General features: G+C 74.3%; 21 protein-coding genes. 12 read left to right on the forward strand and 9 right to left on the reverse strand.

Annotated elements, in window-relative coordinates; genetic code table 11:
* Nucleotides 1–35: 35 nt before the first annotated feature.
* Both F0L17_RS02175 and F0L17_RS02180 read right to left on the reverse strand, forming a co-directional pair.
* On the reverse strand, nt 36–1,136 hold the full coding sequence (locus F0L17_RS02175; RefSeq protein WP_238419232.1) for a polysaccharide deacetylase family protein: 1,101 nt from the start codon (nt 1,134–1,136) through the stop codon (nt 36–38).
* A gap of 210 nt (nt 1,137–1,346) precedes the next feature.
* Nucleotides 1,347–2,270, reverse strand: a complete 924-nt coding sequence (locus F0L17_RS02180; RefSeq protein ID WP_155069593.1) for a universal stress protein — start codon at nt 2,268–2,270, stop codon at nt 1,347–1,349.
* A gap of 245 nt (nt 2,271–2,515) precedes the next feature.
* On the opposite strand from F0L17_RS02180, the gene F0L17_RS02185 reads away from it, so the two are divergent.
* A complete protein-coding gene (locus F0L17_RS02185) occupies nt 2,516–2,977 on the forward strand; it encodes a cyclic nucleotide-binding domain-containing protein (protein WP_155069595.1) in 462 nt (153 codons plus the stop codon).
* 59 nt (nt 2,978–3,036) lie between these two features.
* Here the strand turns inward: F0L17_RS02185 and F0L17_RS02190 are convergent, their stop codons facing one another.
* Nucleotides 3,037–3,411: a cupin domain-containing protein gene (locus F0L17_RS02190; RefSeq protein ID WP_202917831.1), complete on the reverse strand. Its 375-nt coding sequence runs from the start codon at nt 3,409–3,411 to the stop codon at nt 3,037–3,039.
* 380 nt (nt 3,412–3,791) lie between these two features.
* Between F0L17_RS02190 and F0L17_RS02195 the strand changes: the two genes are divergently transcribed.
* The 3 genes from F0L17_RS02195 to F0L17_RS02205 all read left to right on the forward strand — a co-directional run bounded on the left by F0L17_RS02195 (nt 3,792) and on the right by F0L17_RS02205 (nt 7,900).
* Nucleotides 3,792–4,781: a LysR family transcriptional regulator gene (locus F0L17_RS02195; protein WP_155069597.1), complete on the forward strand. Its 990-nt coding sequence runs from the start codon at nt 3,792–3,794 to the stop codon at nt 4,779–4,781.
* 234 nt (nt 4,782–5,015) lie between these two features.
* Complete coding sequence (locus F0L17_RS28240; RefSeq protein ID WP_162465678.1) at nt 5,016–6,365, forward strand: DNA translocase FtsK; 1,350 nt, start codon at nt 5,016–5,018, stop codon at nt 6,363–6,365.
* 149 nt (nt 6,366–6,514) lie between these two features.
* Entirely contained in the window at nt 6,515–7,900 is a 1,386-nt protein-coding gene (locus tag F0L17_RS02205; protein ID WP_155069602.1) for an alpha-lytic protease prodomain-containing protein, read from the forward strand.
* A 226-nt stretch (nt 7,901–8,126) separates the two neighbouring features.
* On the opposite strand, the gene F0L17_RS02210 is transcribed toward F0L17_RS02205, so the two are convergent.
* The 4 genes from F0L17_RS02210 to F0L17_RS02225 form a co-directional block, all read right to left on the reverse strand.
* The gene (locus F0L17_RS02210; RefSeq protein WP_476691285.1) at nt 8,127–9,014 is read right to left on the reverse strand and encodes a Vgb family protein; all 888 of its coding nucleotides are present in this window, start codon (nt 9,012–9,014) and stop codon (nt 8,127–8,129) included.
* 210 nt (nt 9,015–9,224) lie between these two features.
* Nucleotides 9,225–12,875: a substrate-binding domain-containing protein gene (locus F0L17_RS02215; protein ID WP_155069604.1), complete on the reverse strand. Its 3,651-nt coding sequence runs from the start codon at nt 12,873–12,875 to the stop codon at nt 9,225–9,227.
* Between the two features lie 154 nt (nt 12,876–13,029).
* A complete protein-coding gene (locus F0L17_RS02220; RefSeq protein WP_155069606.1) occupies nt 13,030–14,001 on the reverse strand; it encodes a pectate lyase family protein in 972 nt (323 codons plus the stop codon).
* Between the two features lie 193 nt (nt 14,002–14,194).
* Nucleotides 14,195–15,286: a bile acid:sodium symporter family protein gene (locus F0L17_RS02225; RefSeq protein WP_155069609.1), complete on the reverse strand. Its 1,092-nt coding sequence runs from the start codon at nt 15,284–15,286 to the stop codon at nt 14,195–14,197.
* 183 nt (nt 15,287–15,469) lie between these two features.
* On the opposite strand from F0L17_RS02225, the gene F0L17_RS02230 reads away from it, so the two are divergent.
* Together F0L17_RS02230 and F0L17_RS02235 are read left to right on the forward strand one after the other, a co-directional pair.
* Nucleotides 15,470–17,296 (forward strand): AMP-binding protein, encoded by a 1,827-nt coding sequence (locus tag F0L17_RS02230; protein ID WP_162465679.1) that lies wholly within the window; start codon nt 15,470–15,472, stop codon nt 17,294–17,296.
* A gap of 202 nt (nt 17,297–17,498) precedes the next feature.
* Nucleotides 17,499–18,029: a DinB family protein gene (locus tag F0L17_RS02235; protein ID WP_155069613.1), complete on the forward strand. Its 531-nt coding sequence runs from the start codon at nt 17,499–17,501 to the stop codon at nt 18,027–18,029.
* 120 nt (nt 18,030–18,149) lie between these two features.
* On the opposite strand, the gene F0L17_RS02240 is transcribed toward F0L17_RS02235, so the two are convergent.
* The gene (locus tag F0L17_RS02240) at nt 18,150–18,518 is read right to left on the reverse strand and encodes an ATP-binding protein (RefSeq protein ID WP_420802369.1); all 369 of its coding nucleotides are present in this window, start codon (nt 18,516–18,518) and stop codon (nt 18,150–18,152) included.
* A 333-nt stretch (nt 18,519–18,851) separates the two neighbouring features.
* On the opposite strand from F0L17_RS02240, the gene F0L17_RS02245 reads away from it, so the two are divergent.
* From F0L17_RS02245 to F0L17_RS02255, 4 genes are all read left to right on the forward strand, one after another.
* Entirely contained in the window at nt 18,852–19,763 is a 912-nt protein-coding gene (locus tag F0L17_RS02245; protein WP_155073041.1) for a helix-turn-helix domain-containing protein, read from the forward strand.
* Nucleotides 19,726–19,854, forward strand: coding sequence for a DUF397 domain-containing protein (locus F0L17_RS27360; RefSeq protein WP_338017921.1), 129 nt, complete (start codon nt 19,726–19,728; stop codon nt 19,852–19,854). Before F0L17_RS02245 ends, F0L17_RS27360 begins: the two co-directional genes overlap by 38 nt.
* A 271-nt stretch (nt 19,855–20,125) precedes the next feature.
* Nucleotides 20,126–21,061 (forward strand): hypothetical protein, encoded by a 936-nt coding sequence (locus tag F0L17_RS26925; RefSeq protein WP_238419233.1) that lies wholly within the window; start codon nt 20,126–20,128, stop codon nt 21,059–21,061.
* A 207-nt stretch (nt 21,062–21,268) separates the two neighbouring features.
* Nucleotides 21,269–21,448 carry a hypothetical protein gene (locus F0L17_RS02255; protein ID WP_155069616.1) on the forward strand — a complete coding sequence of 60 codons (180 nt, stop codon included), beginning with the start codon at nt 21,269–21,271 and terminating at the stop codon, nt 21,446–21,448.
* 64 nt (nt 21,449–21,512) lie between these two features.
* Here the strand turns inward: F0L17_RS02255 and F0L17_RS02260 are convergent, their stop codons facing one another.
* A complete protein-coding gene (locus tag F0L17_RS02260; RefSeq protein WP_162465680.1) occupies nt 21,513–22,541 on the reverse strand; it encodes a substrate-binding domain-containing protein in 1,029 nt (342 codons plus the stop codon).
* Between the two features lie 293 nt (nt 22,542–22,834).
* Here F0L17_RS02260 and F0L17_RS26930 point away from each other — a divergent pair, with 293 nt between their 5' ends.
* Together F0L17_RS26930 and F0L17_RS02270 are read left to right on the forward strand one after the other, a co-directional pair.
* On the forward strand, nt 22,835–22,996 hold the full coding sequence (locus F0L17_RS26930; protein ID WP_155069618.1) for a hypothetical protein: 162 nt from the start codon (nt 22,835–22,837) through the stop codon (nt 22,994–22,996).
* Between the two features lie 90 nt (nt 22,997–23,086).
* Complete coding sequence (locus tag F0L17_RS02270) at nt 23,087–23,638, forward strand: GNAT family N-acetyltransferase (protein WP_155069620.1); 552 nt, start codon at nt 23,087–23,089, stop codon at nt 23,636–23,638.
* The last annotated feature ends 153 nt before the right edge of the window (nt 23,639–23,791 follow it).

The following is a 23,791-nucleotide window of genomic DNA, read 5'->3' on the forward strand; positions in this document are numbered from 1 at the left end:
GGCCGTGCGCCGCCGGCGGCGTCGGGCCACCTCGGTCAGTAGGGGTGCGCGGCGTCCCGGCGGGCGGGGTCGAGGAGGTGCTCCAGGGAGCGGGGGAAGCTGATCCGCTCCGGGTCCCCGTCGGAGGTGTAGCGCTCGGCCCCTCCGTCGCGGAGTCTGTCCAGCCAGGCCGTCGAACCGTAGGGGGCGCCCGGTCCGGCCGGGGCCTGGGATCGGATGCGGGGGATCGCCCCGGGCTCGAAGTCGGTGGAGTGGGGCGAGGGGGCGGGGCCGGCGCCCGCCAGGTAGACGCCCTGGTGCCGGTAGCCCACCCCGGCGTACTCCCCGGCGGCGGCGAGCCGGCCGGGGCGGGGCATGGCGCCGTAGGGCAGGGCCATCGACACCACGGGCACGTCGGGCAGGACCTTGTGGACCGCCCATCGGCAGGCGGCGATGTCCCACCGGACCATCTCCTCGTGGGCTTCGCTCAGGAGGGTGTGCCGCAGGGTGTGGTTGCCGATCTCGAACCCGTGGTCGTGGAGCCAGCGGAGGGTCCGGCGTCCGCCGGGGTCGTCGAAGGGGTCCTCGTTGACGAAGAAGGTCGCCACGGGACGGAATCCGGGGTGGCGCCGGGCCACGTCGAGGAGGATGCCGACGGCGGTGTCGGGATCGGGCCGGCCGTCCGCGTCCAGTCGGAACTGGCTGGGGGCCGAGTCGTCGAAGGTGAGCACCACCGGGTGTGTTCCGGCGGGTATGTCGATCCTGCCGTCGGTGAACTCCCGAGCGGTGATCGGCACGTACCCCTCCCGCGCCAGCCGTTCCAGCTCCGCGCGGAAGTCCCGCGGAGTGCGGTCGTCGACGCTCGTGGCCCCCGCCACGATCCGGTGGTACATCAACACCGGCACCACCCCCAGTTCGTTGGCCCCCACCGCCGCCGGGGCGGGGCCGGCGGGGCCGCGTCCTTCCTCGTCCCGCCGCCGGGGGGCGTCGCGTTCCTCGGACGCGTCCGGCCCCGCCGGGACCGTCAGTTCCTTCCGGTCCCCCGGCGCGGCGGCGTCGGCCGGCCGGGGATGTTGGGAGCCGGCCGCGGAGCAGCCGGCGATGAGTATCGCGGCCACCATCAGGGCCGCGCGGTCGCCTCGGGGACGTCGACGCATGGTGCTCTCCGGGGGTCGGGGGCGGACACCGGCGGTGGCCGGGCCGTCACCCTCAGGCTCCGGTACGGGCACGTCCTTCTCGCGTCGCGTTGGGCCGAACGGCGGAGCGCGACGCGTCCGCTCCCCGGGGGCCGCCCGCGGGCACGCCCCGAAACGCCCCGGCGGTCGGGCCGGACGGGGCGGGGCGGGTCGGGTCGGGTCGGGTCGGAGTCAGTCGAAGGGGACGACGGCGACCGGCGACGCGGCGTGGTGCATGACCGCGTGGGCCACCGGGCCGATGTGGAAACCCAGCGGGGAGCGGCGGCCACGGCGGCCGACGACCAGCAGGGCGGCGCCCTCGGAGGCCTCCGTCAGCAGGCGGGACGGCCGGCCGGCCACGGCCCGCGCCCTCACCTCCACGTTCGGGTACTTCTCCCGCCATCCGCGCAGCGTGTCGCCCAGCACCCGGGCGCTCTCCTCGGCCAGCTCGCCGGCCATGCGGGGATCGACGGCCACGGGGTCGATGCCGTAGACCAGTGGCGGGTTCCAGCCGTGGACGACCTTCAGCGGGGCTCCACGGCGGGCCGCGGCGTCGAAGGCGAACTCGATCACCTCGTCGCACTCGCGGTACAGCTCCAGCCCCAGGACGACCTCGCGCCGCGTCGCCTCCCCGCCGCCGCCGTCGCCGCCGCCGTCGCCGTCCGCGCCGGTGTCCTTCCCCTCGTCCCCTCCGGCGGCCCCGGCCCGCACCAGCACCACCGGGCAGGCGACGCGGGCCACGGTGGCCAGGCCGACGGAGCCGACCAGGAAGCCGGCGATGGGGCCCAGCCCCCGGGAGCCGACGACCAGCACCCCGGCCTGCTCGGCGGCGGAGACCAGCACCTCGGCCGGACGGCCGGTGAGCTGGTCGGTGGTGATCTCCAGCTCCGGATACCGGCCGGTCAGTCCGTCGGCCACACCGCGCGGGATCCGCTGGGCCCAGTGCCGCCGGGTCTCCTCGTCGGCGACGGAGTCCGGCGGGCCGAACGGGTCGGGCTCCCGCACGTGCACCAGACGCAGCGGAGCCTTCCGGCTCAGCGCCTCACGGGCCGCCCAGTCGGCCGCGGCCAGACTCTCGGCCGATCCGTCCACGCCCACGGTGACCGTACGGACCATCGCGCACCTCCGTGCTGCTCGGGCGGCACGCCGCCGCCTCACGTCTCCCGACTGCTCCGGATACCCGTGATCGGTACGGGCAGTGGTCCCGGCCCGGGATCGGCCGGCGCGGCGACGGCGGCGGTGGAACCCCCGCCCGTTCCGCGGCGCAGGAGTACAACGGAGGAGAGGAGTGGTGGCGGACGCCACGGCACCGGCCGGACGCGGACGCCCCGCGCACAGCCCCGTTCCGAGGGAGGACCGCCATGATCGCCGCCCCCACGAACCTGTTCAGTGCCCTGCCGCCCGGTGGGCGCGAGCGGCTGTTGGAGTTCGCCCGCGAGGCGTCCTTCCCGGCCGGCGAGCGCATCTCCGAGGAGGGCCGTCGCACCGACCGGTTCTGGGTGATCCGCACCGGGTCGGTCACCCTCGACATGCGGATTCCCGGCCGCCGCCCCGTCGTGGTGGAGACCCTCTCCCACGGGGACCTGCTGGGGTGGTCCTGGCTGTTCCCGCCCTACACCTGGCACCTGGGTGCCGAGGCGCTCAGTCCGGTGCGCGCGCTGGAGTTCGACGCCGCCAAGGTGAGGGAGCTGTGTGAGGCCGACGCGGTGCTGGGACGTGCGATCGCCGTGCGGGTGGCCGAGATCGTGGCACACCGGCTGCAGAACGCCCGCACCCGGCTGCTGGACCTGTACGCGCCCTACGGCAGCGGGCCGCTGCCGTGACGGGCCGCCGTGGGAGGTGACGTGCCCTCGGCACGGCGGACCCCGCCCGGACCCGGCCGTCAGTCCAGCCGGACGGTGAGCAGGACCAGGGAGTCGGCCTCCGCCGTCAGACGGTGCCGCTCCCCCGGGATGGCGATCAGTTCCCGAGGCTCCAGCCTCCAGGACCGATCGACGGTGCTCAGCGACACGCGTCCGGTCAGGCAGAGGAGGGTCGCGGCGCCGGGGGCCCGGTGTTCGGCCAGGCCACGCCCCTCCTTCAGGGCCATCAGGGTCACGCTGAGGCCCGGCACCTCCACGACGGTCTGGCTCGCCCTCCCCGCTTCGGCCACCTCGGCCTCGGCCAGCAGCCACTCCCCCTGGGCCGGCAGGCCCACGACCTCGCCGGCCGGGTGCTTCTCGCGGTCCGGCTCGGGACCGCCTTGTGGAGTGATCATCGGACACGCTCCCATCCGTGCCGGGGCGCCCGCGCGCCCAGCCGTTCGTCCCGGTCGCGGTAGACGACATGGAGACGGGTGGGGTACCCCGGCGGCGCGGCCGGCATGTGCACCGACCGGGTGAAGGGCCGGGCGAGGACAGGATCGACACACCGGGGGCGCCCGTCCCCCCGACCGCCCGGGGCGACGGCAGGGCCGTGCGGGGCGGCGAACGCGGAGGGGGACGTCGCGCCGCAGGACCGGGGGAAAGGCGACGGAGACGACATGCCGCCCGACATGGTGCCGGAGCCCCGACCCACCGCCACCGCCGGAGCAATGGTCCGTACCAATGCTCCGCCGATGTATTGCCCGACGGACGGAGGCGGCCCAAGCTGTCCGCCATGGACCTGGAACTGCGGCACCTGAAGACGATCCGGGCGATCGCGGACGCGGGCAGTCTCACCCGGGCCGCCATGGCGCTGGGGTTGGCCCAGCCGGCGCTCAGCACCCAACTGAAGCGGATCGAACGAACCCTGGGGGGACCGCTGTTCACCCGGGGACGGCACGGGGTGCGGCCGACCGCGCTCGGCGAACTGGTGCTGGACCGGGCCGGCGTGCTGCTGCCCGCGGCCCGTGAACTCCAGGAGGAGGCCGTGCGGTTCGCCCGGGCATGGGACGGCATGCCGCGCTTCCGACTCGGTGGTACACACGGGCCGTTGTTGGGTGGCCTGGTGGACCGGCTGGCGGCGTCCCACCCGGGGGTCGCGGTGACCACGCGCACCTCCTGGTCGGAGCGGGAGATCGCCGCGTTGGTGGTCGAGGGCCGGGTGGACTTCGCGCTGGTCGGCGCCTGCGGGGAGAGTCCGCCGCCCGCGGCGGACCGACTGGTGTGGCGGGAGATCGCGGTCGACCCGGTGTTCGTGATGCTGGGCCGGGACCACCCGCTGGCCGACCGGAACCAGGTGGAGCTGGGGCAGTTGGCGGAGGAGTCCTGGACGGACGTGCCGGGAGACGGCTGTTTCGCGGACTGCTTCGCCGCCGCCTGCGCCCGCTCCGGGTTCACCCCCGTCCGCGTCTACGAGACCGACACCGCCTCGTGCGTCCACCTGGTGCAGGTGGGACGTGCGGTCGGGTTGTGCCGTGCGACGTTCCCGCCGACGCCCGGCCTGGTGACCCGCCCGCTGGCCGGCGCGCCCCTGCGCTGGCGGCACCTGATCGGTTGGCACCCGGGGGCGCCCGCCGCGGGAGTGGCCACGTCCGTGGTCGGACACGCCCGCGCGGCACACACCGAAGCCGCCGCGCGCAGCACGAGTTACACCCGGTGGTTGGCGGAACACCCCGGTTTCGGCGCGGTGCCCCCGACCGCGATCGGATGCCACGACTCCGTCTGATCCGCGGAACTCCCGTCCCACGCCCGGAGGGGCACAAGTCCCGCCGGAGAGCGGAGCGGAGAGACAGGGGACCGTTCCGCTGGTCAGGGGGTAGACCCCCGGAAGGAAACGGACCACCGGTGCCGCCTCCGACGGCGCCTCCCGCCGTCCGCTACAGTCCGTCCACCTGGGAAGTGCCACGAGAGGGCGGAAATGCGTCGCGATACATGCCCGGTCTGCGAGCACAGGGCGCCGGTGACCAACGAGATCATCGACCACCACGAGAACGACGGCCGAAGCTGCCGAGGAGTGGGCCGAACCGCCGTGGAGTGGCGGCCCCTGCGGGAAGACGCCCCACGGACCGCCGGTGGGTCCGGCGGGAGGAGCACCGCCGGGGAGGCGGCGCCACACTCCTCGAAGGACGCCCGGACGAAGGCGGTCACGGTCCTGTCCGCGGTTCTGACACCGATCGGCCTGCTCGCCCTCCTGCTCGGGGTCGTCCTCGATTCCCCGCCGCTCCTGGTGGGCGGCGTCGTCCTCCTCGGCGCCGCGGGGATCGGTGTCCTGGTGCGCCGCCGCGCTTCGGCGGACCGCCCCGACGCCGCTCACGGCCGGGGCGACGGGCGGAAGGAAGCCGACGCGGAGCCGTCGGACGCCGCCCGCGCCGAGCAGGAGCGGCGGACCGAACCGCGGAAGGAGGAGGCGGCGACGGAGCAGCACGAGGGCGAGGCGGCGGACGACACCCCGCTGTCCGCCCCGGTGGAGGAACCGATCCGGGAACGGCCGTCGGTGAGTGGCCTGTTCGTTCCCTCCCCCAGCACTCCCGTCTCGGAGACCGTCCGGACGGACCGGGAGGAGACCGACGACGAGACGCTCCGGACGCCGGACCCCGCGCCGACCACGACGGACGGGGGCTCGTCGGTCGAGGAAGTCGACGTGCTCGCCGAACAGCCCGCTCCGGCAGTCGAGAAGACCGACGAGGCGCCCGGCACGGAACCCGACACGGAACCCGAAGCAGTCGCCGAGGAGCCCACCCCGACCACCGAGGCACCCACCACCGACACCACGACTCCGGAACCGGAAACGAAAACCCCCACCGAAGAACCCGAACCCACCACCGAAGACCCCACCCCCACCACCGAGGCATCCACCACCGACACCACGACCCCGGAAACGAAAACCCCCACCGAAGAACCCGAACCCACCACCGAAGACCCCACCCCCACCACCGAGGCATCCACCACCGACACCACGACCCCGGAACCGGAAACCCCCACCGAAGAACCCGAACCCACCACCGAGGCACCCGCGGCGCCCCTTGCCGCCACCGTCTCCGCCGCCCCCACCGACGATCCGTTCGCTCGGCAGGCGGAGGCCGCCGGCATGGGGGTCGGGGCCCTGCGCGAGATCGCGCGGGCGGTCATCGCCGATCAGAACGCCAGCATCGTCTACGTGCAGCAGCACTTCTCCCTCTCCCGCCCGGCCGCTCGACGCGCTCTCGACGCGCTCGAACAGCTCGGTCTGGTCTCGGCCCCGGCCAAGAACGGACGACGCAAGGCCCTGGTGACGTCCCTCGACCACCTCGCCCCGTCCGACGGGCGTTGATCCGCCTGCGGCGGCACGGCGCCCCCCGCGGTCCGGAAGGGGCGAGCCGGCTTCCATAACGCGGTGGGGGGAGGAGAACTGACAGCTCCTCCCCCTGTCGTGTCCGCGTCTACGGTTTCGGTCACCCCGACGAAACCGAGGAGATCCACATGCTCCACAGACGCGTCATAGGCGCGTGCGCCGCCGTCGTGGCGACCGGCGCGCTCGCCCTGACCGGACTGCCGGGCGCCGTGGCGGCCGATCCCGCCGCGTCCGCCACGCAGACGACCGGCGCCCCGTCGACGCCGTCCGCCCTGTCCTCCGTCCCGCCCGGTCTGCTCAAGGCCATGCAGCGCGACCTCGACCTCAGCGCCGACCAGGCGCGGGACCGACTGGTGAACGAGGGCACGGCCGGGACGGTCGCCGGGGCGCTGCGGCTGACGCTCGGCGGCGACTTCGCCGGCGCCTGGGTGAAGGGCACGGAGGCCGAGACGCTCACGGTGGCCACCACCGACCCCGCCGACGTGTCCCGGATCGCCGCCGGGGGCGCTCGGGCCGAGGTCGTCGACCACAGTCTGGCCGAACTCGACGCGGCCAAGGCCGCGTTGGACAGGGCCGCGCGGAAGAGCGCCACCGGCGCGGCGCCGGTGTGGTACGTCGACGTGCGGACCAACTCCGTGGTCGTCCACGCCTCCGAACCCGCGGCGGCGCGCGACTTCGTCGAAGCCGCCGGTGTCGATCACGCGCTGGTGCGCGTGGTGGAGTCGTCCGAGCGCCCCCGCCCGCTGTACGACCTGCGGGGCGGTGACGCGTACTACATGGGCAGTGGGGGTCGCTGCTCCGTCGGCTTCCCCGTGACCAAGGGCTCCCAGCAGGGCTTCGCCACCGCGGGCCACTGCGGTCGCGTCGGCACCGGCGTCTCCGGCCACAACCGGGTGGCGCTGGGCACCTTCCAGGGGTCGTCCTTCCCCGGCAACGACTACGCCTGGGTCGCGGCGAACAGCAGTTGGACGGCCACCCCGTACGTGAAGACCTCCAGCGGCACCGTCCAGGTCGCCGGGTCCACGCAGGCCGCGGTGGGCGCCTCGATCTGCCGCTCCGGCTCGACCACGGGCTGGCACTGCGGCACCATCCAGCAGCACAACACCAGCGTCACCTACCCGGAGGGCACCATCACCGGCGTGACGCGCACGACGGTGTGCGCCGAACCCGGCGACTCCGGGGGCGCGTACATCTCGGGCAGCCAGGCGCAGGGCGTCACCTCCGGCGGCTCGGGCAACTGCCGAACCGGCGGGACGACGTACCACCAGCCGATCAACGAGATCCTCTCGGTGTACGGACTGACGCTCAAGACCACCGGCGGCACCCCGCCCACCGACCCGCCCCCCACCGACCCGCCGGGCGAGGAGCCGGGCGGCACCTGGCAGGCCGGCAAGGTCTACGGCATCGGCGACCAGGTGACCTACGGGGGCGTCGGCTACCGCTGCCTCCAGGGTCACCAGGCGCAGCCGGGCTGGGAGCCGCCGAACACCCCGGCGCTCTGGCAGCGGATGTGAGCCCGTCCGGCCCGGCGGGGGAGCCGGTTCCTCCGCCGGGCCGGTCCTGAACCGTCCACCCCCCACGCCGCCCAGGTGCGCGGGCGGCGGACGGCCGGAGGGCGTCTCCTGGGGGGAGCGCTCTCCGGCCGTCCCTCTCCTCCCGGTGCGCGCCCGGTCGATCGTCCGTCCGCCCGTCCGCCCGTCCGCCACCGGAGCGTCCTCCGCTTCGGTGGCGGGCGGGCGCTCAGCGCGGTTCCAGCCGGATGATCTCCCCGATCTCCAGTGCGATGTGGAGGGCACCGTCGGGGCCCACGGTGAGGCCGTGTGGTTCCGACGACGGCACGGGCAGGTCGTACTCCTCGACGTGTCCGTCGGAGGTGATGGACCCGACCCGGCCCGCTCCCCACTCGGTGAACCAGCACAGTCCGGTGGTCGGGTCGGCGGTGATGGCGTGCGGCCGGCAGGAAGGGTCGGGCAGGGGGAACTCGGTCACCCGGCCGTCGGTGTCGACGCGGCCGATCCGGCCGGCACCGATCTCCACGAACCACAGCGCGCCGTCGGGGCCGTGCGTGATGCCGACCGGCGCGGCCCGCTCGGTGGGGAGGGGATGGATCGTGACCTCCCCGTCGGTGTCGATCCGGCCGATCGCGTTCGCCCGGTTGAGCGTGAACCAGAGCGCGCCGTCGGGGCCCGTGGTGATGGCGGACGGGAACGAGCCGCTGACGGGCAGGGGGAACTCGGTCATCCGGCCGTCGGTGTCGACGCGGCCGATCCGATCGGTGTGCATCTGGGTGAACCACAGGGCGCCGTCGGGGCCCGCGGTGATGCCGAACGGGCCGCACCCGGGCGTCGGCACCGGGAAGGACGACACCTCCCCGGCCACGGTGACGCGGCCGATGCGGTGGTCCTGGCTCCGGGTGAACCACAGCGCTCCGTCGGGGCCCGGTGTGATGATCGACGGCCCGCAGGACGCAGAATCGAGCCGGTGGCGGTCGAGCCGGCCGTCGGGCGCGAGGCGGGCGATCTCGCCGGCGTGGACCAGGGTGAACCACAGCGCGCCGTCGGGGCCCGTGGTGATGGCGTACGGGCCCGCCTCCGCGTCGGAGACGGACGTGCGGCCGATCAGGGGGATGTGACGGGACAGGGTCCGTTCCTTCCTCTGTGACGACGGCTTTCGGCCGGTGGCCCGCCGGACGCGCGCCGGCGCGGCGTCGAACCCACGGGCGCCTCCGCGTCTCGCTCGGTCGGCGACCGGCACGCGGTGCCGTGCGGCGATCGTATGAACGGCGCGCACGGTTGTCGAACGCATTGCCGGCGGCCGGGTCGAGGCCGGTGGCGGACGCTACGACGCCTCCCGGTAGGCGTGCGGCGCGACGCCGGTGACCTTGCGGAAGACCCGGCTGAAGTACGCCCGGTCGTGGAAGCCGACGGCGCGGGCCACCGCCTGGACGCTGTCGCCGCTGTGCCGCAGCCGTTCCTTGGCCCGGTGGACGCGCAGCCGGGTGAGGTACTCCCACAGGGGCAGCCCCAACTCCCGGTGGAAGAGCCTGCTGAGGTGGTCCTCGCTGACTCCGGCGGCCTGCGCCACCTGCCAGCGGGAGATGCGGTGGCGGTAGTGCTGTTCGAGGTAGGCCAGGGCCCGACGGACCGGTTCCCCGGTGCGGGAGCAGCCCGGTTCGGACCGCCGGGCCAGGGCGGAGAGCAGGGCGGTCGTCTCCTCCTCGGTGAGGATGCCGTGGCCCACGAACACCATTCCCGGGTGCGGTTCGGCGCGGCGTACGTCGGCGGCGGTGAACCCGCCGTCGCCGACCACCAGGACCGGGATGCCGGAACGTCCCGCTCCGTCGCGCATCGCCTCGGCGACGTCGATGCCGTCCATGTCGGGCAGCCGTCGGGACACGACCAGCAGACCGGGGGTTTCCTCCGCGAGCAGGGTCAGGGCCGAGGTGCCGTCGGCGGCGGTGCGCACCGTGCGGCCGGGCAGCGCCGAGGCCACCAGGCGCCGCCACACCTCCCGGCGCTCCTCCGAGCCGTCCACGACCACCGCCGGGGCGGTCAGCCCGGGTGGCCGCAGGGCGCGCAGCGCCCGGTCCAGGTCGGGTCCGGTGACGGGGCCGTAGAGGAGGAAGGGGGTGTGGCGGAGCGCCGGGTGGTCGTGCAGCTTCTGCACGGACGCCCATTCCTGTGGTCGGGCGCCCTCGGCGTCCCAGGCGACGGCGGCGGGCCTGCCCTCGGCCACCAGCGCGGCCACGTCGTCGTCCGGGCCGAGGTGGCGCAGCCGCAGCTCCAGCCGTCGGGCCAGGGCGGCGACTTCCGGAGGTGGCGCGGCGGCCGCGGCGACCAGGACGGTGCGGCCGGAGCCGGGCGGGGCGCCGAGGGCGGGCCCGGAGGGTTCCACGGGGGTGGGCAGCGGCAGGTCCAGCCGGAAGCCGCCGCCGGCGGGGCCTCGGTCGAAGGTGACCGATCCGCCGTGCAGGACGGCCAGCCGCCGGGCGATGGCCAGACCGAGGCGCGATCCGGGCTCGCCGGAGGCGAAGGGCTGGAAGAGGTGCTCGGCCTCGCCGGGCGGCAGGCGCAGGCCCGTGGCGGAGACGCGGACGCGCAGCAGGGCGGGCAGGACCTCGGCGGTGAGCCGCAGCCGTCCGCCACCGTCCGTCGGGCGCGCGGCGGCGGCCGTCAGCAGGTTGAGGACGATCTGGCGGAGCCGGGCGGTGTCGACCCTTACGACGGGCATTCTGCGGGGCAGGGCCAGTTGCCAGTGGGCTTCGGCGGGGCGGCGCCAGGCGACGCTGTGGAACGCGTCGACGAGGACCGGGCGGGGGTCGGCCAGCCGTCGGGACAGGTCGAGGGCGTCGATCTCGGAGCGGGACAGGTCCAGCAGGTCGTCGATCAGGCGCAGCAGGCGTCCGGCGTCCTCGTGGGCGCGGCGGAGCGCGGCGGCGGCCTCCTCGGGCGCGGTCGCGGAGGTGACGGGTCGGGTGTGCCGCAGGATCTCCTCGACGGGGGTGCGCAGCTCGTCGGTGGCGTTGTCCAGCAGCCGGGTCTTGAGCCTGCTGGCCTGTTCGGCGACGTCACGGGCGCGGCGCACCTCGTCGAAGAGTCGGATGCCTTTGAGCGCCGCGCTGATCTGGTCGCCCAGCGCCCGGTGGAGGGCGCCCCGGCGGGCGGCGCCTCCGTCTCCTCCCCCACCGGGTCGGATGCCGGGACCGTCGCCCGGGTCGCCGTGGGGGCCGTCGTCGAAGACCGCGAAACCGAGTTGCTCGTCGCCGATGTGGAGGGGCTCGACGACCAGGGTGAAGCGGCGGTCCCGTGGCAGCAGACGGTCGGGGAGGAGGAGTTCGGCGGGGTAGGGGGCGTCGAGGCCACCGTCGCGGTCGATGTCTCCGCCGTCGGTGCCGGCGCCTCCGCCGAGGCTTCCGGGTGCGGGGGCGGTGCCCTCGCCGGGCACGGGCACCACGCGCACCAGGGCACGCCCCTCGCCTCCCGTGACCCGCCCGCCGGGCTCGTGGAGCACCAGGCGACATCCCGGCACCCCGGTGCCCGGCAGGTGGCGGGCCAACGTCCCGGTGAGCGCGTCCATGTCGACCACGGTGGTCAGGGCGGTGCCCAGGGCGCGCAGTCTCCGGGCGTCCTGCTGCTCCGCCCAGCGCTCGTACTCCAACAGCCGGTGGACCTTGTCGGCCACCATCAGTCGGGCCTGCCCCAGCAGCCGTTCGACCGCGGTCCTCTCCCCGGGGGGCAGCCCGGGGGCGGCCAACTCCCGCGCCCGCAGCAGGGCGCGGTCCCAGACGGCCGCGTCCTCCGGATCCCTGATGCGCTCCCCCACCAACCGCTCGACCAGACGCAGGAAGCCGCCGGTCCCCTCACCCCGTCCCGGAGCGCCGCCGAGGTCGGCGCGTAACGCCCCGGTCAGTTCCCCGCCGGTCTCCGCGAGTTCGGGGAAGAGGTTCCCGGCGCGCTCCACGGCCTCGCCCGTCTCCGTCGTCCGTGTCCCGCTCCCGTCCCCCTGGGCGACCAGGGGCGAGTGGCACCCGCAGGAGCGGCGGACGACGAGGGTGCCCGACACCGCCCTGCGGGCGGGCGGCGCGGTGCCCCGCAGCCGGGCCAGGAGGGTGTCCACGGCCAGCGCGCCGAGTTCGGCGAAGGGCAGCGCCACCGAGGTCAGCGGCGGGTCGGCGAGCCGGGCCTCCAGCGAGTCGTTGAAGCCGACGACCGCCACGTCCTCGGGCACGCGCACCCCGCGCCCCGTCAGGAACCGCAGGGCGTCGGCGGCCAGCATGTCGCTGCACGCGACCACCGCGTCGAAGTCGTGGCCCGGACGCAGTCCGCGGACGTCGACCAGCACCCGCATCGCCGCGGCGCCGGCTCCGCCGCCGAAGTCCGTCGAGGGCACGACCAGGGAGCGGTCGTCGGGGATGCGGTGGCGGGTCAGGGCGTCGGTGTAGGCGCGGTAACGGTCCCGGGAGACGGGGTTGGCCAGGGGGCCGCGCACACAGGCGAGCCTGCGGCGACCGTGCTCCCTCACCAGGTGACCGACGGCCGCCCGCATGCCCGTGTAACCGTCCAGCCGCAGGGTGTCGTGGTCGGCGTGGCCCTCCAGGGGCCGGTTGAGGCTGACGACCGGTAACCTGCCCAGTCTCCTCACCAGTCGGGCCGCCCGCTCGTCGTCGCCCGCGGCGGGCAGGCCGAGTGTGGAGGTCCAGCAGATGACGCCGTCCAGGCGTTCGGGGCCGATCAGGTCGTACAGCACGGTGCGCGGTGTCCCGGTCGGGCGCAGCGGTCCGCCGGGGAGGCAGATCACGTTGACGTCGTTGCGCTCGGCCGCCGTCAGCACCCCGGCCCACAGGGTGGCGCCGACGCCCAGGTGGATGTTGGCGGTGACCAGTCCGATGGTGGGGCGGGGTCTCCGCGTCCCCGGCGCCGGGGAGTCCCCCGTCCCGTTTGGACCTTCGTCCTCCTCGGATCGCTCCGGTACGGCTCCGCGTTCCGCCATGGGACTGCCTCCGCTCGTCGCTCGGAAACGGCCCCCCGCCGCACGGCGTCTTCCGCCGGGTCGCAGGACGATAGCGGCGGGTACGCGTCCGGGCAAGACAGACGGTGCGTCTGCCCTGCCCGGACGGTGGGTGGGTGCGGTTCGTGCGGTCGGTTCAGATCCTTCCGACGCCCGCGCCCGCGCGCACGATCGACTTGACGTCGGCGGCGTTGTCGGCCGTGTAGCCGTAGGGGATGGAGGCGACGGATCCGCCCGTCTCGCCCCGGCCGGAGTTGACGAAGTGGTTGTTCCTGGCCTGGAGGGAGCCGGGGTCGGAGGAGCCCTCACCGAGGTGGAAGGGGTCCTCGACGTTCTCGAAGTAGTTCCCCTCGACCAGCACGCCGGCGTTCTCGGTGGAGGCCACGCCGTAGTCGCCGATGTTGCTGTAGTAGTTGTTCAGCACGTGGACGGGGTTGCCGAAGCGCACCCGCGGGTGGCGCTGGTTGGTCCCGTCGAACCAGTTGTGGTGGTAGGTCACTCGCAGTTTGCCGGAGTCCTCGCCGCCGTTGCTGTCGGAGTGGCCGAGCAGGAACGTCTTGTCGTGGTCGTGGACGCGGTTCCACGAGACGGTGATGTGGTCCGAGGCGCGCTTGATGTCCAGGGCGCCGTCGTTGGCGTCGGAGATGTCGTTGTGGTCGATCCAGACCCGGGTGGAGTACTGGACGTTGATCGCGTCGTCGTCCGAGCCCTTGAAGGTCAGGTTCCGGATGATCACGTTGCTGACCTTGCTGATGTTCAGCCCGCTGCCGGTGATCCTCCCGGAGGTGCCCACGCCGACGACGGTCTTGTTCGACGCCACCTTGGTCATGCCGTCCAGGTCGATGGTGCCGTTGACCCGGACCACCAGCGGCCCGTCGCTCTGTACGGCGTCGACGAACTGGTCGGCGTTCGTCACGGTGACGGTGGCCCCGCCCGTGCCGCCGGTGGTGCCAGCTCCGAAGCCCATGGGCCGGTCGGCGGCCGACGGGCTCGGTGTCTCGGCCTCCGCGGCCACGCCGGTCGGCGCGTTGGCACCGGTGAGGGTCAGGGCGGCCGCGGCCACGGCCACGGCACCGACCAGCTTGAAGCGTGCGCTCGTCCTGCGCATGGGGTGCTCCATCCAGTGAGGGGGGATTTCGGGACACGCTCACGTACGTACGTGCGGCCTCCGCACGGCGGCTCACGTCGATGCTAGGAACCCCTCTGTGGACGATGACGGGATGCGTGTGGACTATGGCGCGCACCCGACGTCCCGCGTCCCGCCGGTCGAACTCCGCGTGAACACGCCGGAGTCCACACCGTCACCGCGCGGCCGGGCCCCCGTCCGGGGCCGGCCCGCCCCCGGTGTCGCCCCGGTGTCGCCCCCCGGCGCCACGGCGGGAGAACCACGCGGCGGCCAGGGCGCCCGAGACGTTGTGCCAGACGGAGAACACCGCGGCGGGCAGGGCCGCCGCCGGGCTGAAGTGCGCCGCCGCCAGCGAGGCGGCCAGGCCGGAGTTCTGCATCCCGACCTCGAAGGTCAGCGCACGTCCCGCGGACTCCCCCAGGCCGCCGAACCGGCCCACCGCGTAGCCGAGGGCCAGCCCGAGGCCGTTGTGCAGGACCACCGCCACGAACACCGTCGCCGCCGCCGACCTGACGGCGCCGGCGCTGCCCGCCACCACGATCGCCACGATGACCCCGACGGCCGCCACCGACACCCACGGCAACACCGGCAGCGCCCGCTCGACCAGGCGTCCCGCCACCAGCCGCACCACCAGGCCGGCGAGGACCGGCAGCAGCACGGTCCTGAGGATGGAGCCCGTCATCGACCCCGTGTCCACCGGCAGGAACTCACCGGCCAGCAGGAGCGTCAGCGCGGGCGTCAGCAGCGGCGACAGGACGGTGGAGACGCTGGTGAGGGAGACCGACAGGGCCACGTCGCCGCGCGCCAGGTACGTCACCACGTTCGACGCCGTGCCACCGGGCGCGCACCCCACCAGGATCACGCCCGCGGCCAACTCCGGGGGGAGCCCGAGCGCCTCGGCGATCAGCCAGCCCAGCAGCGGCATGACCACGTACTGGGCGGCCAGGCCCGTCGTGACCGCCCGGGGGCGCCGCAGCACGCCCCTGAAGTCCGGCGGGGTCGTCGTCAGGCCCATGCCGAACATCACCACGCCCAGCAGGTACGGCACCGAGGGCGCCCAGCCCTCGACGGACGACGGACGCAGCAGTCCGACCGCGCCGGCCAGCAGCACGAGCAACGGGAAGAGGGTGACGGCCCGACGAGCGCCACGCTCCCGGCCGGGGGCGGGCCCCGCACCGGACGCGGGCGGGGAGGGGGAGACGGCGTCGGACGCCCCGGTGGGCTCGGACGGTGTCCCCTGGTCGTGCCGGTGGTGTCCGGATCGCATGCGTCCGATGCAACGCCCGGCGGCCCCCGCACCGCAAGGGTGTCTCACCAAGCCTCCACGACCAGCCGCCTTCCATGGAATGGCTGATTCCGACCACACCACTAGGCAGCGCGAACACGGAACGGTATTTTTCGCTCCCTGCCGCACGAACGCGGCACGGCACAGTACGTCGAGGGGGATGCCGTGCGCGATTTCAGCCTTCCGCCCCTGGTGGAACCGGTGAGGACGGGAGGCCTGGCGGACTCCGTCCACGCCACGGCCGAGAGCGATCCCGGTCTCCTCCAACTCGCCCGCCGCGAGGAGCCGGACGGCGAGTGGGCCACCGTCACCGCCGCCGCCTTCCGGGACGAGGTGCTGGCGCTGGCCAGGGGGCTGCTGGCCGAGGGCGTGCGGTTCGGCGACCGGGTCGCGGTGATGGCCCCGCCGCGCTACGAGTGGACGCTGTTCTGCTACGCGCTGTGGACGGTCGGCGCGGAGGTCGTGCCCGTCTACCCGACCTCCTCCGCCGAGCAGGTGCGCCGCATCCTGTCCGGCTCGCGCACGGTGGCCATCGTCGTCGAGGACGAGGACAACGCCATGACGGTGGGCGCGGTCTGTGACGAGGTGCCGTCGCTGCGCGCCATCTGGCAGCTCGACGCCGGCTGCGTGCGCCGGCTGTCCGAGCGCGGGCACGACGTCCCCGACGACCTGGTGCACCGCCACCGCCGCGCGGTGACACCGGATTCGACCGCCGTCATCGCCTACACCTCCGGCACCACCGGGCGTCCCAAGGGGTGTCTGATCACCCACGCCAACCTGGCGGCCGAGTGCGACATCCTGTTCGCCGGCTGGTCCGAACTCCTGGCCCGGCCCGACGAGCGGCCCTCGATCCTCGCCTTCCTGCCGCTGTCGCACGTCTACGGCCTGATGGTGCAGGTGTTCTGCCTGCGCCACCGCGTGCTGCTGGGACACCAGCCCGACATCTCCCCCGCCGCGCTGCTGCCCGCCCTCGCCTCCTTCCGCCCCACCTTCGTCTTCGCGGTGCCCTACGTCTTCGAGAAGGTCTTCCGCCGGGCCCGTCAGGTGGCGGCGGAGGCGGGGAAGGCCGACCTCTTCGACCGGGCGATGGCCGTCGCGGTGCGGTACGCCGAGGCCACCGAGCGGCGCGCCCTGGAGGAGGGCCCCGGCCCCGGCCCGGCCCTGCGGGCCTCGCACGCCGTCTTCGACCGTCTGGTGTACCGCAGGCTGCGGGCGGTGCTGGGCGGGCGCGTGCGGTACGCCGTGTCCGGCGGCTCGACGCTCCGGCGCGAGCTGGGCCTGGCCTTCGCGGGAGCCGGGATCACCGTCTACGACGGTTACGGCCTCACCGAGACCACCGCCGCGGTGACCGGGCAGCCGTTGGGACGCGTCCGGTACGGCACCGTGGGCCGTCCGCTGCCCGGACACGCCGTTCGCATCGCCCGCGACGGGGAGATCCGGGTGCGCGGCGACGTCGTCTTCGCCGGTTATCTGGACGACCCGGAGGCCACCGGGGCGGTGCTGCGCGACGGGTGGCTGGCCACCGGCGACGTGGGGCGGTTGGACGACGAGGGCTACCTGGTCATCACCGGGCGGAAGAAGGACGTCATCATCACCAGCGGCGGCAAGAGCGTCGTCCCGCAGGTGTTGGAGGAGTGCGTGCGCGCCCATCCCCTGGTCTCGCAGTGCCTGGTGGTCGGCGACAACCGCCCCTACGTCGCGGCGTTGGTCACCTTGGACCCGGAGGCGCTGGAGCACTGGGCCCGGCTGCGCGGCCGGCGGCCGTCCGACGCCGGCGGGGTGCTCCTCGACGAGGACCTGCACGCGGAGATCCGGCGGGCGGTGTCCCGGGCCAACAGCGCCGTGTCGCGGGCCGAGTCCATCCGCAGGTTCCGCATCCTGCCCGCCGAGTTCGACACGGCCGACGGCCTGGTCACACCGTCGCTGAAGCTGCGGCGCGGCGCGATCGCGAAGAGGTACGCGGCGGAGATCGAGGCGCTCTACACCTCCTGACGCCCGGGACGGACGAGACGGACGGCGGGGCCGACGGGCGGCACGCGGCGGAAACGATCGCGGCACGCCGATGCCGGCCGGCACCATGCGTCGCGTGGCGCTCCCCGCCGGCACCGTCCGGTGGGGACGTCCGCCGGGCCGGAGACGGCCAGGACCGTCCCGACCCCTCCGACTCCCGTTCCCGACGAAGGAGGAAGCACCGATGACCACACTGCCGGACGGGCGTCCCGTACCACCCCCGCACGCCGACGAGCGCGCCACCCTGGAGGGTTGGCTGGACCTGGCCCGCGCGACCCTGGAGATGAAGTGCTCGGGCCTGGACGACGACCAGGCGCGTCGGGCGTCGGTGCCGCCGTCGTCGATGACGCTGCTGGGTCTGGTCCGTCACATGGCGGAGGTCGAACGCAGTTGGTTCCAGCGGATCTTCGCGGGGTCCGATGTGCCGTGGCTGTACGGGGAGGGCACGGAGAGCGGGTTCGACCTCGCCCCGGACCAGGGGATCGAGGAGGCGCTGGCCACCTGGCGGGCCCAGGTGGCGCGCAGCCGCGAACTGGTCGCCGGGGCCTCGCCGGACGACTTCGGGCTGCTTCCGGAGGCCGAGAGCGGGCACCTCGGCGGGGAGCGGAGGGTGTCGTTGCGCTGGATCCTGATCCACATGGTCGGGGAGTACGCCCGCCACAACGGCCACGCGGACCTGATCCGGGAGCGCATCGACGGCGCCACCGGCGTCTGAGCCGCGGCGGCCGGAGGACCGGGGCCCCGTCCGGTCCGTCCGCGGCCGCCGAGCGCACCGGCACGGCCCGGCCCCGGTCCTCGGTCGACCGGGGCCGGACCCCCGGCGTCGGGACGCCGGTCAGTCGGTCCGCGCCGCGGTCACGGCGGGTGGCGCCACCGTCGCCTCGGCCCAGACCGTCTTGCCGACGCTCCCGGCGGGCTCACGGGGAGCCACGCCCCAGCGGTCGGCCAGCACGTCCACCAGGTACAGGCCGCGTCCCGACTCGTCGTCGCAGGACGGGTCGAACGGCTCGATGGGGGGCCGGTCGGACGAGGCGTCGGAGACCTCGACGCGCACGGTGCCCGCCGGTGCCTCGTACGTCAGGCGGAGACGGAAGTCGCGGCCGGGCACACGGCCGTGCCGCACCGCGTTGGCGGTCAACTCGCCCACCAGCAGGGCGACGGTGCACGAGTCCTCCGACTCCGGCGGCCATCCCCACTCGTCCATCCGCTTCACCGCCAAGCGCCGGGCGAGCCGGGCCCCCTTGGGTGACGAGGTGAACTGCCCGGTGAGGACGGACGGTTCGGACCGGGCGGGCCTTCCCGGGGCCGGTCGTGGTCGTCGCTGTCGTGGTCGCGGCTCCTCGTCCGGCACGGCGGTCGTCATCAACACGGCGGCGTCCCTCACTTCCTCGCGATCCGCACCGTACGCGGACCATCACGTTCAGTGCACAAGGATGGACCCGCGTGCCTAGGCTCGGAAGGGGACGAAGTCTTATCCCTCGGTCCGTAAGAAAACGAAAGGGACGTCGTGGCCAAGGAGATCGATCCCCACTCGTCGATGGCGGCGCTGTTCGGGTCGCGGGTCCGCAGACTCCGCACCGCCGCCGGGCTCACCCAGGCCGAACTGGGCGAGAAGGCGTACGTGGTCGGCAGCCGGATCGCCCAGATCGAGCGGGCCTTGGGCGCCAGACCGACGCTGGAGTTGGCGCGTGCGCTCGACGACGCCCTCGGCGCGGACGGTCTTCTGGTCGATCTGCTGCCGTACGTCCACCGGGAGGCGTTCCCCAACTGGTCGCGGAGGTTCATCGCCTTCTCGGAACGAGCGGTGCGCATCGGGCAGTACGCGGCGCACGTGGTGCCCGGTCTGCTCCAGACCGAGGGCTACGCACGGGCCGTCCTCGGCCTCGACGTCCTCCTTGAGAGCGGCGAGCAGTTGGAGGAGAGGGTCGCCGCGCGGTTGGCACGACAGGACCGGCTCCGCTCGCCCGCCCGCCCCGAACTGTGGGTCGTTCTGGACGAGGCGGTGCTGCGGCGGCCGGTCGGCGGCCGGGGTGTCCTGCGCGACCAGTTGCTCCGGCTGCTCAAGGCGGCGGCGGAGCCCCACATCACCGTGCAGGTGCTGCCGTTCGACCAGGGCGGGCACGGCGCGATGGGCGGGTCCCTGACCGTGCTGACCTTGCCGGACGGCACCGAGGTCGCCTACACGGAAGGCGCCGATTACGGCCGACTCATCGAGGAACCGACCGAGGTCGAACGTTACGCGGGGATCTACGATCGGCTGCGGGCGGCGGCCCTGCCTCCGCTCATGTCGCTCGACATGATCCGATCAGCGCTGGAGGGCAACCATGGAGAGAGCGTCCCGTCCCGACCTCGACGGCGCAGACTGGCGCGTCAGCAGCTACAGCAACCAGGCGGGTGGCGACTGCGTCGAGGTGGCCGACGGCTTCCCCGGCAGCGTCCCCGTCCGTGACAGCAAGGCTCCCGACGGCCCGGTGCTGGTCTTTCCGGCGGCTTCCTGGGCCTCCTTCACCGGCGGCTTGAAGGACCGTCACCGCTCCTGAACGGTCCGGGGATCGGTACGCGGCGGTCCCCCGGCCCCGCCGGACCCTCGTTCGCGAGGGTCCGGCGGGCCACGAACTCCCCCAAAGGACCGGGAGAAAGAACCTCCCTCCCACCCACCCTCCCCCTCACCACCCGTACGGGTGACGAGCTTGCGGGTTTGAGAAGCGGGCGGTTACGTTCACCGCGACAACCGCAAAAAGTTGCGGCCCCCGGTCGGGACTGCCATCCCGGTCCGAGGGCCTCACCGATCAGGAAGAAGAGACCTTCCCGATGGCTGGCCCGCAGTTTAGCGCGCCTTCGCGCACCCGCGCCGGAACTCCGACCTCCGGCGTGATCCACGTCCGTACCCGCCTCACCTCCGACTTCACCGTCCTCGCCAACGCGCTCGTGCAACGGCCCGGCAGCGCGGTCACCATCGGCGTCGCGGCCTACGTCGCCTCCCTGCCGGACGGCGCCCCGGTGAGCATCGCCGCCCTGTGCGAGCACTTCTCCGAGGGCGAGATCCTGATCTCCCGGGCCCTGCGGGAGTTGGAAGGAGCCGGTTACCTGGAGCGGCGGCGCGAACGCGGGCCGGACGGCCGGGTCCGCACCCGCACGTACTTCCACGACGTACCGCCCGGCGACGACGACCCGGACCCCACACCGACTCCCCGCCGCCGGCGCCCTCCCGCACCCGAGCGCGTACCGGTGCCGGCGCCGCGGGCGGCGGCCGACGTGACACCCACGGCTCCGAACCCGACCCCGGCTCCGACCCCGGCCCCGCTCCCCGCGGTGGTGCGGTCGCCGCAGCCGTCCCCTCCCCCACCTGCCAGGACGTCACTCGCCGAGGCCGATCCGCGCGCGGTGCGGCTCCTCGCCTCCCTCCGCGCCGTCGATCCCCGACTGATCCTCTCCGAGACCGAGGCCGCCCGGCTCGCCCCGGACGTCACCCGGTGGCTCGCGGCGGGCGTGGCCCCCGCCCGGCTCACCGAGACGCTCACCGCCGGCCTCCCCGACCGGCTCGTCGCCCGCCCGGCCCGCATCCTGGCCTTCCGCCTCGGCGAACCGCCCCTCCCCGCCCCCGTCCAGGCTCCGCCGCCCGCCAAACCCGTGGTCCTGCCCTTCCAGACCTGCGACGGGTGCGAACGCGCCTTCCGCGCGGCCGCCCCCGGCCTCTGCCGCGACTGCCGCACGGCGGACGAGGGGGCCCTGAGCGCGGCCTGCTGAACAGACGTCGCGGAGCCCGACACCAACGGAAGGTCGATCATGGTCGGCAGGTTCACGGACGGCCGATCGGGACAGTCGAGAGGGGCCCCGCCGCTCGCGCCGCGCGGCGGGGGCGCGGCGGCCGTATCCGGCCCGACGGCCGCCGACGGTGGGTCACACCACACCCGCCACCGCCATCCGACCGGCCACGAGAGGACCACAACCCCCATGGCACCGGGCATGCTCATTCCGCTGGGAGGGATCCTCCTCGTCGCGGTCGTGTTGGGAGTGGCCTTCTCGCTGCTCGGAACGGACGGCACGGGGAACGGGTGTGCGCTCGGGCTGCTCGTGACCGGTGCCGTCCTCCTGGTTCCCTTCCTCCTGTTCGTCGTTCCCTCGCTGCTCTGAGACGGCGGCCGGCGGCCCCTTGCGCACGGAACGCGGAGGGGCCGGGTCCGACCCGTGGGGGCGACTACCGGGCGGCGGTGTTCCGGGAGGGGGCGGCGGTGCTGTCGCGGACGGCGAGGGTCGGGTCGGGGGCGTGGCGGTGCTCGACGGAGTACCCCGCGGCCACGTCGCGCAACTGGCGGGCCGCCAGGGCGCCGTAGGCGGCGATGTCGCGGCGCAGCGCGGTCAGGGCGGGGTGGACCAGTTCGCACAGCGGGGAGTCGTCCCAGGCGATCAGGGAGAGTTCGCCGGGAACGCGGACGCCCATGCTCTGGGCGGCGCTGAGGCCCGAGACCGCCATCACGTCGTTGTCGTAGACGATCGCGGTGGGTCGCTCGTCGCCCTCCAGCAGGGCGCGGGTGACGGCCGCCCCCTGTTCCCCGCTGTAGTCGGCCTCGACGTTCCGCCCGCCGACGCCCCGTTCCGCGGTCGCGGCGGTGAAGGCCTCGGCGCGGATGCGGGTGTGCCGCAGCGTGGCGGGACCGGTCACGTGGGCGATCGAGCGGTGGCCGAGGTCGGCGAGGTGGGTCACGGCGGTGCGCACCGCCGCCGCGTCGTCGCTCCACACCGCCGACAGGCCGCCGCAGCCGACGGGCGCGCCGATCACCACGGCGGGCAGGCGCAACTCCTCCACGGCACTCACCCGGGGGTCGTCCAGACGCATGTCGGTCAGGAAGACGCCGTCGACCTTGCGCTGTGCCCACCAGGTCCGGTAGGTGGCCAGCTCGGCCTCGGCGTCGGAGGCGACGGTGAACAGCAGCGAGGTGCCGTCCCCGGAGAGTTCGCCCTGGATGCCGGAGACCAGTTGCATGAAGAACGGCTCGATGCCCAGGGAACGGGCCGGGCGGTCCGCCACCAGGCCGAAGGCGCCGGCCCGGCCGTCCGACAGGGCTCGGGCGGCGCTGTTGGGCTGCCAGCCGAGCTCCTCCGCGATGGCCAGCACCCTGGCCCGGGTGGCCTCCGAGACTCCCGGACGGCCGTTGAGCGCGAAGGACACGGCGCTCTTGGTCACTCCCGCACGGCGGGCGATGTCCACCATCGTGGGACGCTTCACCGGTACCCCCTCCCACCGTGCCACCGGCGAACTGGGGTCATCCTAGAGGGGGTCGGCCGGCTCCGGACACCGGGAGCCCGGGGCCCGACGCGCGGAGCGGACCGGGCCGAAGCCCCGGACCCGGTGGGGCGACCTCGCCCGACCGACCGGCATCATCGGCGCGCTCCGGGGTAGAAGCGGACACAGCGCGCAGGAGCACAGCAAGCACACAGAGCGTGCGGAACGCATTCGCCGTGGCGTCGAGTCGGTGCCGCGAGCGGAGCGGCGGGCCCACGCGAGCATCTGGAGGAACCGTGCCGGGCATTCTGAGCAAGATCGCCATGTTCGCCCGCAGTCCGCAGGGACGCCGGCTGACCCAGCAGGCCAAGAGGATGGCCTCCGACCCCCGGAAGCGGGCCGAGGCCAAGCGGACCCTGAGCAGGCTGCGCGGCCGCGGCGGCCACGGGCACCGCTGAGCGGCCCCCCACTCCCTTCCCGTCCACGCGCCGTCGTCCGCCGCCGGAATATCGGCGGCGGACGACGGCGCGTGCTGTCACCATGACCCCATGGCCGAGTCGAACAGCTCCTTCACCGTCCGTGTCGCCCACACCGCCGACCTGGACGCCGACACGCTGACGGCGGCACGCTCCCTGCTGGAGGAGGTGTTCGAGGGCGACTTCGACGACCACGACTGGGAGCACTCGTTGGGTGGCGTGCACGCCCTGGCCCGGGAGGGCTCGGAGCTGGTCGGGCACGCCGCCCTGGTCCAGCGCCGTCTGCTGCACGGCGGGCGGGCCCTGCGCACCGGTTACGTCGAGGGGGTCGGGGTGCGCGCCGACCGGCGGCGGCACGGGTACGGCGCGGCCATGATGGCGGAGCTGGAGCGGGTGGTGCGCGGCGCGTACGAGCTGGGGGCGCTGGGCTCCAGCGACGAGGGCCTGCCCTTCTACACGGCACGCGGGTGGCTGCGGTGGTCGGGCCCCACCTCGGCGCTCACCCCCACGGGCGTGGCGCGCACCGCGGAGGAGGACGGGTACGTCCTGGTGCTGCCGGTGACGGCCGAGCTCGATCCGACGGGCGAGCTGGTCTGCGACTGGCGCGAGGGCGACGTGTGGTGACCGACGGTACCGGGCGTCGCTCCCGTGCCCCGTCGCGCCGGGTGCCCGTGCGCGTCCCCGACCGGTTCCGGTCGGTTCCGGCCGATGCCCTCCGGTGGATTGCCCGTGCGGCGTACCGGTGTCATGCTCACAGCGAGCGTCGATGAACCGCCG

Origin of the sequence: Streptomyces taklimakanensis (assembly GCF_009709575.1) — a bacterium.
GTDB lineage: Bacteria > Actinomycetota > Actinomycetes > Streptomycetales > Streptomycetaceae > Streptomyces > Streptomyces taklimakanensis.

Bases quoted from the DNA above. Each gene is read 5' to 3' on its own strand.
- F0L17_RS02240 (WP_420802369.1), bottom strand. From the start codon at position 18,518: ATGGACGAGTGGGGATGGCCGCCGGAGTCGGAGGACTCGTGCACCGTC.
- F0L17_RS02205 (WP_155069602.1), top strand. From the start codon at position 6,515: ATGCTCCACAGACGCGTCATAGGCGCGTGCGCCGCCGTCGTGGCGACC.
- F0L17_RS02245 (WP_155073041.1), top strand. From the start codon at position 18,852: ATGGCGGCGCTGTTCGGGTCGCGGGTCCGCAGACTCCGCACCGCCGCC.
- F0L17_RS02220 (WP_155069606.1), bottom strand. From the start codon at position 14,001: ATGCGCAGGACGAGCGCACGCTTCAAGCTGGTCGGTGCCGTGGCCGTG.
- F0L17_RS26925 (WP_238419233.1), top strand. From the start codon at position 20,126: ATGGCTGGCCCGCAGTTTAGCGCGCCTTCGCGCACCCGCGCCGGAACT.
- F0L17_RS02255 (WP_155069616.1), top strand. From the start codon at position 21,269: ATGGCACCGGGCATGCTCATTCCGCTGGGAGGGATCCTCCTCGTCGCG.
- F0L17_RS02180 (WP_155069593.1), bottom strand. From the start codon at position 2,270: ATGGTCCGTACGGTCACCGTGGGCGTGGACGGATCGGCCGAGAGTCTG.
- F0L17_RS02270 (WP_155069620.1), top strand. From the start codon at position 23,087: ATGGCCGAGTCGAACAGCTCCTTCACCGTCCGTGTCGCCCACACCGCC.
- F0L17_RS02185 (WP_155069595.1), top strand. From the start codon at position 2,516: ATGATCGCCGCCCCCACGAACCTGTTCAGTGCCCTGCCGCCCGGTGGG.
- F0L17_RS02235 (WP_155069613.1), top strand. From the start codon at position 17,499: ATGACCACACTGCCGGACGGGCGTCCCGTACCACCCCCGCACGCCGAC.
- F0L17_RS02190 (WP_202917831.1), bottom strand. From the start codon at position 3,411: ATGATCACTCCACAAGGCGGTCCCGAGCCGGACCGCGAGAAGCACCCG.
- F0L17_RS02215 (WP_155069604.1), bottom strand. From the start codon at position 12,875: ATGGCGGAACGCGGAGCCGTACCGGAGCGATCCGAGGAGGACGAAGGT.
- F0L17_RS02195 (WP_155069597.1), top strand. From the start codon at position 3,792: ATGGACCTGGAACTGCGGCACCTGAAGACGATCCGGGCGATCGCGGAC.
- F0L17_RS02225 (WP_155069609.1), bottom strand. From the start codon at position 15,286: ATGCGATCCGGACACCACCGGCACGACCAGGGGACACCGTCCGAGCCC.
- F0L17_RS02175 (WP_238419232.1), bottom strand. From the start codon at position 1,136: ATGCGTCGACGTCCCCGAGGCGACCGCGCGGCCCTGATGGTGGCCGCG.